Consider the following 15,446-nt stretch of genomic DNA (forward strand, 5'->3'; position numbering starts at 1 on the left):
TTTCATACCATTATGGTAATATCAATATAAAGGAATTGTCAATCTATAAAAATGCGAGGGGGTCCGTGTATCCCCTCAATAAATTGAGGGGGATTACAGCCCCCTCGCGCTCCCCCATTTTTCTAAAACAACCGGAGTTACGCACTCAAATATTCGTCAATTAACCCTTCATCCGCAAGCTGCTGTACAATCGTACCGCTGCCAAATATTACGATATCAGGACCTTCCCCTTGTTTTAACCTGCTTACTTCATTTGTAACATCACCTTTAACAAGTTTGGAATTCTCCCAAGTAACTTCTTTCAGGGTTTTTGAAAAAACCACTTTGGTCATCTGATTTAATTCGTTGGCCAGAATCCGGGCCTCTTGGGGAGCATTTGGATCGGTCGCTACATGTGGCCAAAAACTTTCAAACATCTGATAGGTTACTTTGCCAAATAAAATAGTGTCGGGTTGCATCATTTCATGCAACGCTTTATCAACCTCGGTGTCATTTACAAACCAATCAATTTCTCCGTTGAGTCCAGCAAAAAAGCCATCAATAGAAATCCTATTGAACATTATAACTTTTCTCATATACATGCTCCTTTACGGGTTTTGTGGCGACGCGTCATTCTAAGCATAAACGACCATTTCTCGATGTTGCTATAGCGTCTGACCGACGCTCTTGAGAAAATTTTGGATCTCCGCCACGTACCTATCAGGATTGTCGTAATATATCGCATGACCGGCATTGATTTGAACGAGGGTTGTATTCGGTCTCTTACGAGCCATTTCTTCCGCATGTTCATATGAAAGGACTTTGCTTTGCGTTCCGTGTAGGAGCAAAGCCGGAACCCTGGAGGCTAACCAGTCGTTCCAGTAGTCACCATTCAGTTCACGCTGCGAAATGATCATGTCTTCTGCTACGAAAGGCAATCCCCAACCATATTCGTACTGACGCATTGAATACGCGTGAGCCGGCCCCAAGTGACCCAAAGCCGCAATTAGCTCCTCCTGCGTTGGCGCTCTGTGTGGCCAGCTAGCCACAAACGTCAGGTCATTGTCAACAACCGCACCGATATCTACAACGATAAGAGCGAGAACTCGTTCGGGTCGACTAGCCGCTAATCGGTAAGCGACCACGCCGCCGAGTGAGTGACCGAGAACTACGGCTTTCTGCACACCCAGATAATCCAGCAGTGCTAACGCGTCGTCGACATACCGGTCATTGGCGAAGCTAGACGGCCGACTGGATTCACCGTGCCCCCGCTGATCCAGCGCGATCACGCGGTAGTCATCGCGGATCGCATCGGCCAGACCTTGCACGAAACGCCCCTCATTCATGTGGCCGTGCAATGCCAGAAGAGGCAGTCCGTCACCTCCGTAGTCAATAAACGACAATGAGGTGTTGTCAGGCCCCTCAAAAAAACCTCTCGTGTAAGCTCCCTCAGGTTTCATTCATTCCCCACATCCTTTAATGTTGATCTTCACAACTCCGGCGGCTGAAACACCTTCTGCTTCCTCTCTAGATCGTGAATTAGCACCTCATGCTCCGGCAGGATAATCCTTTGTTCAATCCATAGTTTGTTACAGCGATCCAACCACTTCACTTGAACCACCCCATAATTATATTATGGGAATATACGTTCGTTTTTATGAGCAGTAATTCCTTACAACCCCATCAACACCAAAAAGAAATCGTAGAGAGGGAGGGCTGTGGAATGAAGAAATTATTTACCTTGATATTGTTGGTCATGCTCGTTTTGACTGGCTGTGTTGATCAAAAAGCTGATCCCGTTTGGAATCCCAAACAGTTCCAACCGGCTCAATTTGTGAAGGTAGTGGACGGTGACACCACAATATTTAAGATCAATGGGAAAGTTGAGACAGTAAGGTTCCTTCTCGTAGACACTCCTGAGACGCACCACCCGTAAAAAGGAAAGCAACCACTGGGCTCTGAAGCAAGTGCATTCACCAAAAACCTACTGACCCATGCAAAGCACATCACCTTGGAGTTTGACGTTGAAAAGCGTGATAAATATGGTCGCATGCTTGCTTATGTATATGCTGACGGAAAGAGCGTTCAAGAGGAATTGCTGAAACAAGGCCTTGCCCGCGTTGGCTACATAGGCGAAAGCGTCGACACCTTGCTGAGTTTCGGAAAACGGAGAACGTCGCCCGAACAAAGCACATTGGTATCTGGAAATGCCCCGGTTACGTCACTGTTAACGGTTTTGCCCCCGGAAAATGGTGTGAAAGTACACCTCCTGCGCCGGTAAAAAAAACCACCGGTGACGTAGATTGTACAGATTTAAAAACACAAAAAGAAGCGCAACGATTCTTTGAATCCCATCAACCTGGCGATCCATACAAGCAGGATTTGGATCATGACGGTATCGCCTGTGATCAGTTACCATGAAGATACGTGCAGACGGAGGCAGGCACAGAATGGATCAACAACAACTGTTAAGGAGCTGGAGACCCTGGAGGTTGATGATTTACTAATCTTCCCGTCATCCCGTTCATCTTCCCGCATAGATGTGGGACGAACAATTGTTGGTACGGATCTCGGTTGGATCGTAATGAGGACGGGAATTAACCTTTCATAGGCAGAATCGCTAAAAAGGTGGTTGATTACCTGTTGACTCTTCGTCCAACAACGAGCTGACTGTCAGTACGAAAATACGGATTGATCAGGAGGAGATGGGGATGGACTGTCTTTTTGATTTTGGATCCGTCAGAGGCCAAAATTTTGGGAAAAGACGGGGTTTTCCCCGGCTCAGAAAATGAAGTGTTGGAAATAAATTTAAAGATGGATAAATCTATTTTGAGAAGGGGGAAACGATTTTGGTAAAGATCAATTTATTTTTTCACGTTCTAGGGGCGATTGGAATGGGATTCTACCTCTTATTGCCCTTTTTATTGCAAAAAATGTTTATTCAAAAAAGATCCGTTCTCCAAGTATTGTACCGGATGAACTTTATCACACAATGGATTCTCGTCGTTCAATTGTTTACGGGCGGTTACTTATACACGCAAGGAGAATATTCCACCCGGTGGACGATTCTTGTGGCACTCACATATGTGGCGATCGGTGCTTTCGGTGGGTTGTTTGGCTATCACATCCGTCATTTTCTCAAGTCCCCCGGTCAATATGAACTTGAACCATGGATGCGAAAAGTTCGCTTTCTCGCTATCCTTACGACTGTCTCCATGTTCATGATAATCGTATTGATGTTATTTCCCTATGAGGTTTAGCAACCGCGTCCACTTCAACTTCTTCGGTTTGCGGCATTTTTTCCGATCAAGCTGACGCTCGCGCAGATTTTCTTTCATTACTGAATAGGAGATGAATTAATGATGAGAGAACTAGTAGGGCCGTGTGTATGTTGCGCGAAAGATGTCTATTGCACCGATGGTTTTTTGAACGGGATCGTGGATGAGGGCAAGATTTTATGTTTTGATTGCCAGGAAAAACGAAAATCTGATTGGGATACTAAATCCATTGCTGAAGATGAAAAAGGCAAGTGTACAGACACTTGACTACCTGATCAACACCTACCAGACAGTCATCTTTTTCAACATCTAAAAGGTGATGAAGCCTGGAATTGTACAGGATTAATTGCCCCCATCCGGCCTATTGGGTGTTTGGATAAGTTCAAAGCGGAGTCGGGACAACAGACCGTCCCACTCCGTCAGCGCTTCCGGTCGTTTCCGCTGCGAGATATCTCATCGATGCTGTACGTGCAGATTAATAATTGATGGTCCGCCTGGATCACGTCCAGCATCTGCAGTAAATATCCATTTTGGAGTAAACAACTTCTTTGCCTGCAATCGTCTCATAACTGCTACAAAAATTTGGACGGCCGCCATCGCCAGTTACGATCAACTCGCCATCCAGTACCGCCCCCGACGCACCGATGACAGATTAAGTCAGGAAACCGACCCGTCACCTCGTTCCCATGCCGTGTGTACGCCCGTATTCCGTCCACGGTAGAAAGGATCAGTCGAAAACCGTCCATCTTCGGTTCAGCGATGATCATCATCAAAAAGTCGATCGGATTAATTGTGTAAGCACATTGGCTCAATAAACACAATAATCCCCCTACCTTTCGTATGTACGGGGGATTCTGGTTTTATTGTATCATTTCGTTGTTACATCAAGAGATGGGAAACGGAGTAAATCAACCAGCACCGACGGATGCTCTCTCTGCCTCTTGTATACGCTCAAAACCCTTGTATACATGGAATTTTCACTGTATACAAATGAAACAAGGGTTGAGTTGACTTTTTCCTATATACACCAGAGGATCGATCCTTAATGACTCGAGCCACTATTTGATTTGGAATCACCCATACTAACGTTCGTCCACTGATCACCACCAGCTCCACACAAATATCGCAACCATAGCTGTTGTTCGTCTTCAAATGCTATTGAGTCTAAAACCCTATCGTTGATCCTTTGAGGGTTTTGGTGCGCAGGGCACATGGTCCGGCGAGCTTCTTCATCTTTTTCCTTCTCAATCGACTTAAGCACCAATTTCGTCACAAACCGCGAAATAGTTTCACCTTTTTTCTCTACCAGTTGATCCAACACCTTGATTTCTTCGTCAGTAAGTTTCAAACCAACTGTCAGAACTCGAGGAAATTTTGTTATCGTGGATCCCCCCTTTTGGTGCTATGCGAGGGCTTGTATGTTATATAACAGTATATAAAATAATGATATGTTATGCAACAGAAATGCGTCATAGATCCCACTTTCAATGGTCCGAAGAACGTTTAGGGCCATATCAAAAAAAAAAAAAAAAAAAAAGCGCGGTTTCCGCGCCGAGATGGTGAGGGTGGACAAGGTGGGCAGATAGGAGACGGTTTCATCTCTTCCCAACACCCTTAGATTAGTGGAGCCCTTGCATTTTCAGTATATAAAAGGATTGCAAAACAATTTGTGATAAATTACACAAAATAAGTGACGATATTATGACAGTGATTTTCTTATATCGTGCTGTTATTCAAATCTTATCTTCTACATCCTATATACAATATGTGATATATTTAACAAAATTAACATCAGAAAGTTGGCCTCTGAGGCGTCCGTTTTTTCTTTTGAGGGTATTTTCCCGCCAAAGTGTTATGTAAAGCGATGAAAAGTTGAGTCGCGTTGATCACATCCTCACACAAAAAAGCGAGGGTTCCCCCTCTCCCCTTCCCCGCCGGGAGGAGAACATTAAAATCTGCTACATCCTATCGCTATAAAAACGCCATCCCGCCGAGAAAGGCTACTGGCTTCGATCGTGCCTGGACCCGGTCACTGTCGGCAGTACTGACTGCTTCTGTTTGCGCCACCCTTTTGATCACGCTGAAATTAGACTGAACTTTTGGTATAATTGGACGAAAAGATTGGAGGAGGGGAGGCCATGGAGAAACCGTTGTTCCAAAAAGTGTGGTCCAAAGCACAATGGAAGGGTCTTCCAGTTCATCGTTCCCTCTTAACCCCAATTATGTTTCTGGAGAGAGCCTTGCACGCTTTTCCAGAAAAAACGGCTGTCGTCGACGGGGAACGCCGTTTCACCTACGCGGAGTTTGGTTCCCGCGTCTATCGGTTGGCTAGTGCCCTGCGCAAGGCGGGGATTGGAAAGGGAGACCGGGTAGCGGTGTTGTCTCCCAACACTGTAGAGTTCCTGGAGGCCTATTTCGCCGTCCCCCAGATTGGAGCCGTGCTGGTGCCGATCAACCGGCTACTCTCTTCTGAAGAGGTGAAGTACATTCTCCAGCACTCCGAAGCCAAAGCCATAATCCTCCATGGGGAGTTGGGTCACCTCCTGGAGCCGGTGTGGAACGAGTTGGAACACTTGGAGCAGGTGATCTGGACCGGTCCGAGGGAGCAAGGGGCGTTGGCGACGGGTCGAACTTATGAAGCCTTCCTGGAGGATGGAAGTGGCGATCCTTTCGTCTACATGGTGGATGACGAGGACCAGACCATCAGCATCAACTACACCAGCGGTACGACAGGTCGCCCCAAGGGGGTGATGTACACACACCGAGGAGCCTATCTCAACGCGATGGGAGAGATCGTGGAGGCAGGGTTGAACGCTTCCAGTGTCTACCTACACACCCTGCCGATGTATCACTGCAACGGTTGGTGCTATCCCTGGGCCGTCACCGGAGTGGGGGCGCTTCACGTCTGTCTGCCGAAGGTGCGGTCCGAGGACATCTTCCGCCTTATCGAGAAAGAAATGGTGACTCATCTGTGCGCCGCTCCCACGGTGATCATCAAGATGACCGCCGATGCTCCTTCCGGCTACCGCTTCCCCCGGCCGCTGCGTATCGTAACGGCGGCATCCCCGCCGCCTCCGGCGGTGATTGAGCGGGCGGAAGGGATGGGGGCTCAGGTTATCCATGTATACGGTCTTACAGAAACCTACGGCCCCCACACGGTTTGCGAGTGGAAGGAGGAGTGGAACGGCGAAGACTCGAAGAGACGGGCCCTGCTCAAGGGTCGGCAAGGGGTCGGTTACATCCATGCACCGGAACTCCGGGTGGTGGACGAAAACATGGAGGACATCCCCGCGGATGGGGAGACTGTGGGCGAAGTAATCATGCGGGGAAACAACGTCATGAAGGGGTACTTCCGAGACGAAGAGGCGACAGCGGAGGCCTTCCGGGGTGGATGGTTCCACTCCGGTGACTTGGCTGTGATGCATCCCGATGGGTATATCGAGCTGAAAGACCGGAAGAAGGATATCATCATCAGCGGAGGGGTCAACATCTCCACGATCGAGGTAGAGCGTGTTCTGTATCAGCACCCGGATATTCTGGAAGCGGCGGTGGTGGGCGTCCCCGATCCGTACTGGGGAGAGGTGCCGAAGGCCTTTGTCACCCTCCGGCCCGGGGCCCAGCTAACGGAAGAAGAGGTTATCGCCTTTACCCGGGAACGGCTGGCCCATTACAAATGTCCGAAAGAAGTGGCATTCGGTCCCCTGCCAAAGACGTCGACGGGTAAGGTGCAGAAGTTTAAACTGCGGGAACAGGCGCGGGCTGAAAAAGAGGCCCAACTCGCAAACCAGGGGGGATTCTCGTGAGCATAGTGCGGGCGAAAAGCTATCATCATATCCGTACTCAAACTGAAGGGAGAGTGGCTGTCGTCGTAATGAACCGCCCCGAGCGGCGGAACGCTCTTTCTGAAGAACACATGGAGGAGTTGATAGACTTCCTTCGTTCCGTGGGACGTAGCAAGGAAGTGGCCGTCGTCCTTCTGAAAGGGGAGGGGCCAGCCTTTTGCGCAGGGCACGACTTGAGCGAAATGGTCGACCGGGATGCATCCTTTTACCGGCGGCTGTTCGACGTGTGCACGGAGCTGATGGAAACAATCCAATCCATCCCACAACCGGTCATTGCCCAGGTGCACGGAATGGCCACTGCGGCCGGCTGCCAGCTGGTAGCCACCTGCGATTTGGCGGTCGCTTCAGAAGAAGCCCGTTTCGCCACGCCGGGAGTGAAGATCGGGTTGTTCTGTTCCACGCCGATGGTGGCCTTGAGCCGCGCTGTGGGACGGAAGAAAGCGATGGAGATGCTGTTGACCGGTGAACCAATCTCCGCCCGTGAGGCCTTGGAAGTGGGATTGATTAATAGGGTGGTCCCTGCGGACCGGCTGGAAGAGGAAACCCGGGAACTGGCCGCTAAGATTGCTGCAGCCAGCTCCTTTACAGTGGGGATTGGGAAGCAGGCCTTCTACCGGCAGCTGGAGATGCCGCAACCTCAGGCCTATGCTTACGCCAAGGAAGTGATGTCTCTGAACGCCACGGCGATGGATGCCCAAGAAGGGATGTGCGCCTTCCTGCAAAAACGTCCGCCCCGGTGGCGCCACCAATGAGTCGGCGGCGTTTTTTAACGGTGGTATTTAGGAGGATCACACTTTTCACCGATTGGTTCGCAATATCATATACCCCCTTAAAGACCGTTTATTAAGCCACTCGATTTAAGAATAGAGCAGGCACCTTTTGGTGCCTGCTCTAGGCCCAGCAAAGGCTGGGTATTTTCTTTGGGTTCGACATTATACCTGACCATAGTAGACTATTAGTCTCAAAAACGAACTCATTTCTGTTACGAGTGTTTAGAGACAAAAAAGAACCTCTACTAGAGGTATCAAAAAACCCCCGGTGGGATCAACCTTCCGGGGGTGGAGCTTACTTCCTTGTCTTGATCTATGCTGGATTTTCTATCGCATCAATCACTTTCTCTGCTGTGCTTTTGCTGGACATCGGATTTTGCCCTGTTACTAAATTTCCATCGCGAACAGAGAAGTCTGTCCATTTTTCACCACAGACAAATTTCCCGCCTTTTTCTCGCAGTTTGGATTCAAGCAAAAACGGCATATGCTGGGCCAATCCCGTCTCTCTTTCTTCTTCATTGGTAAAGCAAGTGACATTTTTGCCTTTAACCAATGGTGTTCCGTCCTTATATGTGACATTTACCAGACCGGATGGACCATGACAAACAGCCCCGACCACTTTGCCATCCTCTGCAAATTGCTGCAATACGTATTGTAAGGTCTCGTTTTCGGGAAAATCAAACATGGTACCGTGTCCTCCCGGGAGAAAAACCGCATCAAATCCCTTTGCATCATCCTTGCTTAATTGGGTGGTGTTTTTTAATTCCTCTTCTGCCGCTTCCCATTCGGGTTTCTTTTCTTCCGGAACACTCTTGGGATCAAGCGGAACTTCCCCACCTTTAATACTGGTCACTTTCACATCATAGCCTTTTTCTTTAAAGACATTATAGGGGACAGCAAACTCCTCCAACCAAAGACCGCTTTTATGATCATCTGTGATTTTGGTGTGGTTGGTAACCACCATCAGTATACGTTTTGTGTTTGGCATCATCCATTCCTCCTTTATTTGATGTTCTATGGTGAATAGTCTTACCAACTATTATCATATCCCCAAGGGGTATACCAGAAACGCCCAATATGGCGGATCGCTTGACGACGGCTCGGCAACAGAATGTGGTGCTGGAGATGTTGGAGCCTTAGCAGTCAGTCTATATCGAATAAACCGGCTTTGAAAAGAAGTCGGTACCCGTCCCGATTTAAACTCGGAACTTAAGGATAGCGATATAATAAAATATGAGATACCCTAGACTACTCTTGAAAGGACGAAACTTCCGATGCTATTTGATCTTAGACCTAATAACAAAATGGATCACATTGTTGGTCTCCTACATGCAACTGTATCTGATACATATCTTCGTCTTAAAGAACTAGTTAGGAACATGACTCAGGAAGAAATTGATTATAGAGGGCCAAATGGAGATTTATACAGTACAGCCCAACTACTCAGACATCTTGCCGTAGTGGATCTGAATTGGGTTTATTGTTTTAAAGGAGAAACTATTAGTGAAGAGCATAAACAAATATACGGGCCCATGTTTGACGAGCATGGACGTATTCCGTTGGTTAGGGGCGTATCATTAGAACAGCTGTTGCATGAATATGACCAAGTCCAACAGATGTGAATCTGTTTGTGTGATTGACAGATGCTGATTTAAACCGGCGTGTATATTATGAAAATGGTGCAGAAGCTACTATACGTTGGGGCATTTGGCATATTGCGGACCATAGTCGATACCACCAAGCAAATATAAAACACTTAAAGTTATTTTATAAGAATCATTCCAATATCCTCAAAAAAGAGATCCACCAGTTTCCAGATAAGAAATAAGAGTTCATCGTAAATCGAACGTTAGGTATTGATTGTGAACTTTATAATTAAAAATAGAGTTTATTGAGACACTCCTTGCAAAAAAACGAAGGCCGGACATTTAGAGGTACCCTCAAGAGTTGATTGAATTATTGGAAGGAAGGAGACAACGGTTTGAACGGTGAAGTCTGTTTTGTCGGCGGTGCATCAGCTGCTGGTAAAACTGAGATTACCACAATTCTAGAGGAAAAATTCGGCATGAAGAGATACAAACTCAAGTGGGCGTTACTAGAGGCAGGTGTGCGAAAGGGGCTAGATAGGTCTGTCATTCCCGACCATTACGACATATTAATCAAAGATGCCACAAATATATTGTTGAATGAAGTCATTCCAGAATACAAACGCGTTGTTTTAGATGTACACTATGGCGTTCAGGTGAATTTTAGTACATCTCTGGCACGCCAACAAAAAACGGTTGAGGATCTGTCTGAACCCTACCAAAGCGGTATTGATCGTAAACTGGTCAAATTACTGGCGCAAACAGTAACTAAATTGGGGTTTATATTAGTGGTCGCTCCCCGATCGGATATTCTCTCTCGCAGGATACAAAGGCAAGCAGAGGGGAAGCCCTATCGGAGTCTTAATCCATTAAGTATCGACCAGGAACAAGGTGCTGAGTTAAGTTGGTTCAATCATTACGTCAACATTGCTCGAAGAGCTCGTAGAACTACTTTTTACGAGAGGATACGGCAGGGGATTGTATTAAATTCTGATGGCAGCTTTGAATATGCAATAGAAGAAATCTATAAAATATTTCGATGAGTGGCACGGCAACAATTCCCTCCTTTTTTGTGTAAACTTCGTGTTTCATCGTGTAGGGAATAACGAGCAAAGCCCTCTTATCTCCGCTAAATACACTCAGCGGACATTTTCTGCTCAAAAACCAGTGAAAGCGCAGGACACAAAATCAATCTCAATTCCTTTGTCAAGGAGATAAAATTCAGATGGTTGTTTGAGACTCTGATTGGTCGAACCATCATCCGCCATATTCCCATTAGGTTTGATATCATACACGATTGAATCCATCATGAGTAGGCGAAAAACGGACGTTCGTGAATGGGATGAATACCGTCACAAACGTGAATTCGTTGATCACGCTTATAGTACTTGCAACGACCGCGGTAATACTGTTACCGTAATCGGGGTTTGGCCGATGACCTCACCGTCCGCGTGAACCAGGAGCGGCGTTTCTGAGGAGACTGTGAACTGCCTGGCACGTTGAAACTGGATAAACGGCTGGTCCACATGAGTTCCACGATATACCGAGGGAAACAAACGCAAAAAGGTGCGACGGGAGATATCCCTTACGCAACAGATGTCCAACTGACCGTCGTCATCTTCTGCTCCCGGACAAATCTGCATTCCTCCCGCATAGTTGGGAATATGGGTCGCCGCAATCAACCACACCCGATCCAGATCGTACAAATTGCCGTCCATCGTGATCTGTACATTCACAGGATGAAATCGCGACCACTCTCTCAACACACCACCCGCATAGACAAACTTCCCGAAGCGTTTCCAGCGGGATTCATTCACCCGTTTGGCCACCGCGGCATCAAAACCGATCCCCATGAAACCGATCATAAAGCGTTCCCCGATCCGGGCCGTGTCTACCGCACGGCTCCTGCCGTGCAATACGCGCTCCCACGCTTTCTGTGGGTCAAGGGGAATGCGATGGGCGACTGCAAAGTCATTTCCTGAACCAGCCGGAAGATAGCCGAGCGGGACATTCGTCCCTACCAATGCGTTGCCCACCTCGTGAACCGTTCCATCACCGCCTATGGCCACCACCGCTTCCACTTGAGGAGATTCCACCGCTTGACGGGACAGTACGGTCGCGTGACCACGACCGGTGGTAAAATAAACACGATACGGGAGCCCTGCCTGCTTCAACAACGGGCGTACACGTTTCCATACTTTCCGTCCTCTCCCGTTGCCCGAGACAGGGTTGACGATCATGATGTACACGTCAGGATTCACTCCTTCCCGGTGAAGAGGAGACGGCGGATACGGACTTTTGTTTCCGGAGCGTATGGTACAGGTGACCCGTCAAGCGTACGGCCATCCGGGGAAACCAGCGACGCAGACGGATGGCCATGCCCAGCGACCGGGGGATCACTTTGATCCCGGGGCGATCGATCAAGCGAAGCGTGTGCTCGGCCACCACGGATGGCGGCAATGTCCGGCGAGCGATCGGAGACGGAAAATAACGGAACGGAGACACGCCACGGAAGAACGGCGTATCTACCGGCCCCGGACAAAGCACACTCACTTGAATCCGCGGCGCGAATTCCATTTGAAGCGATTCCGAAAACCCGAGCAGTGCAAACTTGGAGGCACAATATCCTGCCAGATTGGGAGCACCCGTCAACCCTGCAATGGAAGCGATGTTGACGATGCGGCCTGCTCCACTTTGCAACATATGAGGCAGAAAAGCCAAGCTCATATGAACTGCTCCCAGATAGTTGGCCTCCATCATACCGGCGTACTCTTCGATGGGTACCTCCAACGCGCCACCGAAGCGGCCGTATCCCGCGTTGTTGATCAAGACGTCTAATCGGCCATAACGGCTGATCACATCCTCAACGAGCCGTTCAACCTGATTCCGCTTTGTCACATCGCACACCATCGCCTCTCCGCCCGGCACCTCCTGTACCAACGTTTGCAATGTCGCTTCATTTCTGCCCACCAACAGCGGTCGGTCACCCCGTGCCGCCAATCGGTGGACGATTTCTCGCCCGATGCCGCCGGTGGCCCCCGTGACCAATACGATTCGCCCGCTCATGATCCTCTCCTCCTCACGACATCGGCACCTGCGGAATGATCTTACCGTCGATCCGTTCGAAAATGTCTTCCAAATCCCTTCCCGTGATCGTTAACCCGTGATTTTTCAGCCCCACCACCGCACGGGAAGGATCATCCGCGCGACGGATGTGTTCCGCCACCGCCTCGGCCAGCTCCAGTGTTCCACAGGGATAATTGATTTCGGTAGAGGGAACACCGTCCATCCATGCATGAATGTGTACAATCGCCCCAACTTGAGGATGTTCCGTATAAATCATCCAATGTTCAATCGCATCCACGGATGCCCGACGCGGTTTTACATGGGGCGGCACACTGATCTCCATCGCCTGGTTTTTGTCATCATACCCTTTGATGAGCAGGATATCTTGTCCCACTCTCTCCAGATTCGCCTTATTGACTCCACTGGCACTCATCCAGAAGGAATTTTGATCTTTTCGCGCACTGAGATTGCCGTAGCTGAGACCGCCGATACCGTACAAACGCTTGATGTGGCGCAACTCACGGGGAGACACCAATTCTTCGAGCGGAAACGGTGTGGGTAGCAGGTTCATGCCGTCCAACCATTTTCCGGCCCTATTGATCCCTTCCGTCACCTGGTCGCCCTGCCACAATTCTTCCGGCAAATCCGGATCAAACCGGTTGTCAATCACCAACTTGGCCGTTGCCAGCGGTCGTAAACGTTCAAACACGCGTTGGTAAAAGCGCTCTTCGTTATCATCTGCTCTTACGGGATAACATCCTTGTTCCAACGTGATGAAATACGTTTGCGGTTTTGCACCGGAAGCATCCAAGTAAATCATCATGTTGCCCAGTGAGCGAACCAATATCGGGTAGCCTGCTTTGAGGATGTCGGATGCCGGTTGGTCGTTCTCCGCCACCGTCACCACGAAGGTGCCCTTTCCTTCCCGGTGAAAATGACGCGGCTGGAGCGGATCAACGAAATTGAACACCAATTGTACATCCGAGCGTGGTTCTACAATATATTCATAACCATTCGCCTTCATCACGTGGCGTAATCCATCCGCAAACCGTTCCATTGAGGGGGTTTTTCGCCAATCTCCCACCATGCAAAATGCCTTCATGTTCTCACACCCCTGTATGGTATTTTCTGTTATCGTTTCCAACCAGGGGGATTTTCATGTGTTTAAAAACAAAAAGCGCCTACCGTGAATCAATCGGAAGGCGCTAAAGTAATTGACTAACAAGGGGGACGGGAAATTCGGACCTAAGGGTGGCCGTTTTCCCATTCACGAAACAACACGACATTCCAGAGTGTCTGGTAAATCGCTTTCGCAGCTCGCTCCACCTGCGCCCTGCAAGGAAGCAGGTCATGGCCGATCCGACCCGGAACTCAAGACGCGGGCAAAGTACCCTTCGCTTAGAGGAAGTTACTCACGACTTCATTCCTCCACTTTCCGTGTCTTCGCTCGGCCAGACTTGATAAGTCGCTCCACCTGGGAAAACATTTGCTCCCTCACGGTTTTACCAGAGACGCCCTAGATAATCCCCAGCTTTTTGCCCGCTTTTTCAAATGCATGCAACGCTTGTTCCAGCTCTTCTTTGGTATGTTGTGCGGTCACGATCGTCCGTACACGTGCCTCGCCTTTTGGGACAGTCGGATAGGCAATGCCCTGTGCATAGACGCCCTCTTCGAATAACGCGTCAGACAACGCCATCGCTTTCGCCCCTTCACCAACGATGACCGGTGTGATCGGTGTCTCGCTCTTGCCGGTGTTGAAGCCAAGCGATTCCAACCCTTGTTTGAAGAAACGGGTGTTGTCCCACAGTCGGTCGATCAATTCGGGTTCTTCCAGCAGGACATCCAACGCCGCCTGACAAGCCGCGGTGACAGCCGGCGGGTGGGAGGTGCTGAACAGGAACGGGCGTGCCCGGTGAATGAGGTAGTCTCGCAATACTTTCGGACCGGCCACATAACCGCCCAACACCCCGATCGCTTTGGACAGCGTTCCCACTTGGATATGAACCCGTCCGTGCAGACCGAAATGGTCCACTGTTCCGCGACCGTTTTTGCCCAATACACCGCTGGCGTGCGCATCGTCCACCATGACCAGCGCATCATACTTTTCAGCCAGCTCAACGATGTCCGGGAGCGGCGCGATATCGCCATCCATGCTGAACACACCATCGGTGACAATCAGTCGCTTGCGCGCTGATTGCGTTTCCTTCAGCGCCGCTTCCAGATCATCTAAGTCGGCGTGACGATAAATCCTGCGCTGCGCCTTGGTCAGACGGATGCCATCGATAATACTGGCATGGTTGAGCGCATCACTGATCACCACGTCTTCTTCGGTCAGGATGGACGAAATCACCCCGACGTTGGCCGTGAAGCCGGATTGGAACACCAATGCCGCTTCCGTATGTTTGAATTCGGCCAGCCGCTTCTCAAATTCTTCGTGCATGGAAAACGTACCGGCAATGGTCCGCACCGAACCGGTCCCCGCACCAAAGCGTTCCACCCCTTCGAGTGCCGCCTGTTTCAAACGGGGGTGCGTGGTCAGACCGAGATAGTTGTTAGAAGAGAGCTGAATCACTTCTTTTCCGCGAATGATCACCCTGGAACCCTGATCCGACTCCAGCTCCGTCAGCGGACGAAATACTCCTTCTTCCTTCCATTGCGCGATTTCCTGTTCCAGGTGTTCAAACCCTTTCACGAGGTTCCCTCCTCAAATGGATGATCTTCATGATGAAAATGCCGACTTTGACACTCCACACGGCTAAAGCCGTGGGATTCTTGAGTGGTTAACGCCCTCAGTCCATTTCTGTTTCGGGCAACCCTCAAGCTAGGGCTGTGTCATCAGCCCATCCCACCCGGTTAGCACGTACCCGGATGGGCGGCACACCTGTTACCAGTGTGCTAGGCTACTAACCCTGAAATGGCTTTGGC

General features: G+C 49.4%; 16 protein-coding genes. 8 read left to right on the forward strand and 8 right to left on the reverse strand.

The window, feature by feature from the left end:
• Positions 1–137: 137 nt before the first annotated feature.
• Together NWF35_RS12415 and NWF35_RS12420 are read right to left on the reverse strand one after the other, a co-directional pair.
• Positions 138–575 carry a dihydrofolate reductase family protein gene (locus NWF35_RS12415; RefSeq protein ID WP_301239481.1) on the reverse strand — a complete coding sequence of 146 codons (438 nt, stop codon included), beginning with the start codon at positions 573–575 and terminating at the stop codon, positions 138–140.
• 69 nt (positions 576–644) lie between these two features.
• A complete protein-coding gene (locus NWF35_RS12420; RefSeq protein WP_301239482.1) occupies positions 645–1,439 on the reverse strand; it encodes an alpha/beta fold hydrolase in 795 nt (264 codons plus the stop codon).
• Positions 1,440–1,702: 263 nt separating this feature from the next.
• Between NWF35_RS12420 and NWF35_RS12425 the strand changes: the two genes are divergently transcribed.
• From NWF35_RS12425 to NWF35_RS12440, 4 genes are all read left to right on the forward strand, one after another.
• Positions 1,703–1,915, forward strand: a complete 213-nt coding sequence (locus NWF35_RS12425; RefSeq protein ID WP_301239483.1) for a thermonuclease family protein — start codon at positions 1,703–1,705, stop codon at positions 1,913–1,915.
• A gap of 15 nt (positions 1,916–1,930) precedes the next feature.
• The gene (locus NWF35_RS12430) at positions 1,931–2,260 is read left to right on the forward strand and encodes a thermonuclease family protein (protein WP_301239499.1); all 330 of its coding nucleotides are present in this window, start codon (positions 1,931–1,933) and stop codon (positions 2,258–2,260) included.
• A gap of 613 nt (positions 2,261–2,873) precedes the next feature.
• On the forward strand, positions 2,874–3,239 hold the full coding sequence (locus tag NWF35_RS12435) for a hypothetical protein (RefSeq protein WP_301239484.1): 366 nt from the start codon (positions 2,874–2,876) through the stop codon (positions 3,237–3,239).
• 99 nt (positions 3,240–3,338) lie between these two features.
• On the forward strand, positions 3,339–3,524 hold the full coding sequence (locus NWF35_RS12440; RefSeq protein ID WP_363321618.1) for a hypothetical protein: 186 nt from the start codon (positions 3,339–3,341) through the stop codon (positions 3,522–3,524).
• Between the two features lie 775 nt (positions 3,525–4,299).
• Here the strand turns inward: NWF35_RS12440 and NWF35_RS12445 are convergent.
• Positions 4,300–4,578 (reverse strand): hypothetical protein, encoded by a 279-nt coding sequence (locus NWF35_RS12445; protein WP_301239486.1) that lies wholly within the window; start codon positions 4,576–4,578, stop codon positions 4,300–4,302.
• 817 nt (positions 4,579–5,395) lie between these two features.
• On the opposite strand from NWF35_RS12445, the gene NWF35_RS12450 reads away from it, so the two are divergent.
• On the forward strand, positions 5,396–7,060 hold the full coding sequence (locus NWF35_RS12450) for an acyl--CoA ligase family protein (RefSeq protein ID WP_301239488.1): 1,665 nt from the start codon (positions 5,396–5,398) through the stop codon (positions 7,058–7,060).
• Positions 7,057–7,851: an enoyl-CoA hydratase gene (locus tag NWF35_RS12455; RefSeq protein WP_301239489.1), complete on the forward strand. Its 795-nt coding sequence runs from the start codon at positions 7,057–7,059 to the stop codon at positions 7,849–7,851. The genes NWF35_RS12450 and NWF35_RS12455 overlap by 4 nt, the downstream gene beginning before the upstream one ends.
• 331 nt (positions 7,852–8,182) lie before the next feature.
• On the opposite strand, the gene NWF35_RS12460 is transcribed toward NWF35_RS12455, so the two are convergent.
• Complete coding sequence (locus NWF35_RS12460; RefSeq protein WP_301239491.1) at positions 8,183–8,857, reverse strand: type 1 glutamine amidotransferase domain-containing protein; 675 nt, start codon at positions 8,855–8,857, stop codon at positions 8,183–8,185.
• A 286-nt stretch (positions 8,858–9,143) separates the two neighbouring features.
• On the opposite strand from NWF35_RS12460, the gene NWF35_RS16885 reads away from it, so the two are divergent.
• Together NWF35_RS16885 and NWF35_RS12470 are read left to right on the forward strand one after the other, a co-directional pair.
• Positions 9,144–9,491: a DinB family protein gene (locus NWF35_RS16885; RefSeq protein WP_363321619.1), complete on the forward strand. Its 348-nt coding sequence runs from the start codon at positions 9,144–9,146 to the stop codon at positions 9,489–9,491.
• A 359-nt stretch (positions 9,492–9,850) separates the two neighbouring features.
• Complete coding sequence (locus NWF35_RS12470; protein ID WP_301239493.1) at positions 9,851–10,498, forward strand: hypothetical protein; 648 nt, start codon at positions 9,851–9,853, stop codon at positions 10,496–10,498.
• A gap of 336 nt (positions 10,499–10,834) precedes the next feature.
• Here the strand turns inward: NWF35_RS12470 and NWF35_RS12475 are convergent, their stop codons facing one another.
• From NWF35_RS12475 to NWF35_RS12490, 4 genes are all read right to left on the reverse strand, one after another.
• Complete coding sequence (locus NWF35_RS12475) at positions 10,835–11,695, reverse strand: diacylglycerol/lipid kinase family protein (RefSeq protein WP_301239502.1); 861 nt, start codon at positions 11,693–11,695, stop codon at positions 10,835–10,837.
• Positions 11,696–11,705: 10 nt separating this feature from the next.
• Positions 11,706–12,521: an SDR family NAD(P)-dependent oxidoreductase gene (locus tag NWF35_RS12480; protein WP_301239494.1), complete on the reverse strand. Its 816-nt coding sequence runs from the start codon at positions 12,519–12,521 to the stop codon at positions 11,706–11,708.
• Positions 12,522–12,534: 13 nt separating this feature from the next.
• The gene (locus tag NWF35_RS12485; RefSeq protein WP_301239496.1) at positions 12,535–13,623 is read right to left on the reverse strand and encodes a class II aldolase/adducin family protein; all 1,089 of its coding nucleotides are present in this window, start codon (positions 13,621–13,623) and stop codon (positions 12,535–12,537) included.
• Between the two features lie 414 nt (positions 13,624–14,037).
• Entirely contained in the window at positions 14,038–15,213 is a 1,176-nt protein-coding gene (locus tag NWF35_RS12490; RefSeq protein ID WP_301239498.1) for a glycine C-acetyltransferase, read from the reverse strand.
• Positions 15,214–15,446: the final 233 nt, after the last annotated feature.

It is taken from the genome of Polycladomyces subterraneus (assembly GCF_030433435.1).
In the GTDB taxonomy this organism is placed as follows: Bacteria; Bacillota; Bacilli; order Thermoactinomycetales; family JIR-001; genus Polycladomyces; species Polycladomyces subterraneus.

What these genes read in the sequence shown, in the direction of transcription:
- NWF35_RS12415 (WP_301239481.1), bottom strand. Translation starts at nt 575, where the DNA reads ATGAGAAAAGTTATAATGTTCAATAGGATTTCTATTGATGGCTTTTTT.
- NWF35_RS12420 (WP_301239482.1), bottom strand. Translation starts at nt 1,439, where the DNA reads ATGAAACCTGAGGGAGCTTACACGAGAGGTTTTTTTGAGGGGCCTGAC.
- NWF35_RS12425 (WP_301239483.1), top strand. Translation starts at nt 1,703, where the DNA reads ATGAAGAAATTATTTACCTTGATATTGTTGGTCATGCTCGTTTTGACT.
- NWF35_RS12435 (WP_301239484.1), top strand. Translation starts at nt 2,874, where the DNA reads ATGGGATTCTACCTCTTATTGCCCTTTTTATTGCAAAAAATGTTTATT.
- NWF35_RS12440 (WP_363321618.1), top strand. Translation starts at nt 3,339, where the DNA reads ATGATGAGAGAACTAGTAGGGCCGTGTGTATGTTGCGCGAAAGATGTC.
- NWF35_RS12450 (WP_301239488.1), top strand. Translation starts at nt 5,396, where the DNA reads ATGGAGAAACCGTTGTTCCAAAAAGTGTGGTCCAAAGCACAATGGAAG.
- NWF35_RS12460 (WP_301239491.1), bottom strand. Translation starts at nt 8,857, where the DNA reads ATGCCAAACACAAAACGTATACTGATGGTGGTTACCAACCACACCAAA.
- NWF35_RS16885 (WP_363321619.1), top strand. Translation starts at nt 9,144, where the DNA reads ATGCTATTTGATCTTAGACCTAATAACAAAATGGATCACATTGTTGGT.
- NWF35_RS12475 (WP_301239502.1), bottom strand. Translation starts at nt 11,695, where the DNA reads ATGATCGTCAACCCTGTCTCGGGCAACGGGAGAGGACGGAAAGTATGG.
- NWF35_RS12480 (WP_301239494.1), bottom strand. Translation starts at nt 12,521, where the DNA reads ATGAGCGGGCGAATCGTATTGGTCACGGGGGCCACCGGCGGCATCGGG.
- NWF35_RS12485 (WP_301239496.1), bottom strand. Translation starts at nt 13,623, where the DNA reads ATGAAGGCATTTTGCATGGTGGGAGATTGGCGAAAAACCCCCTCAATG.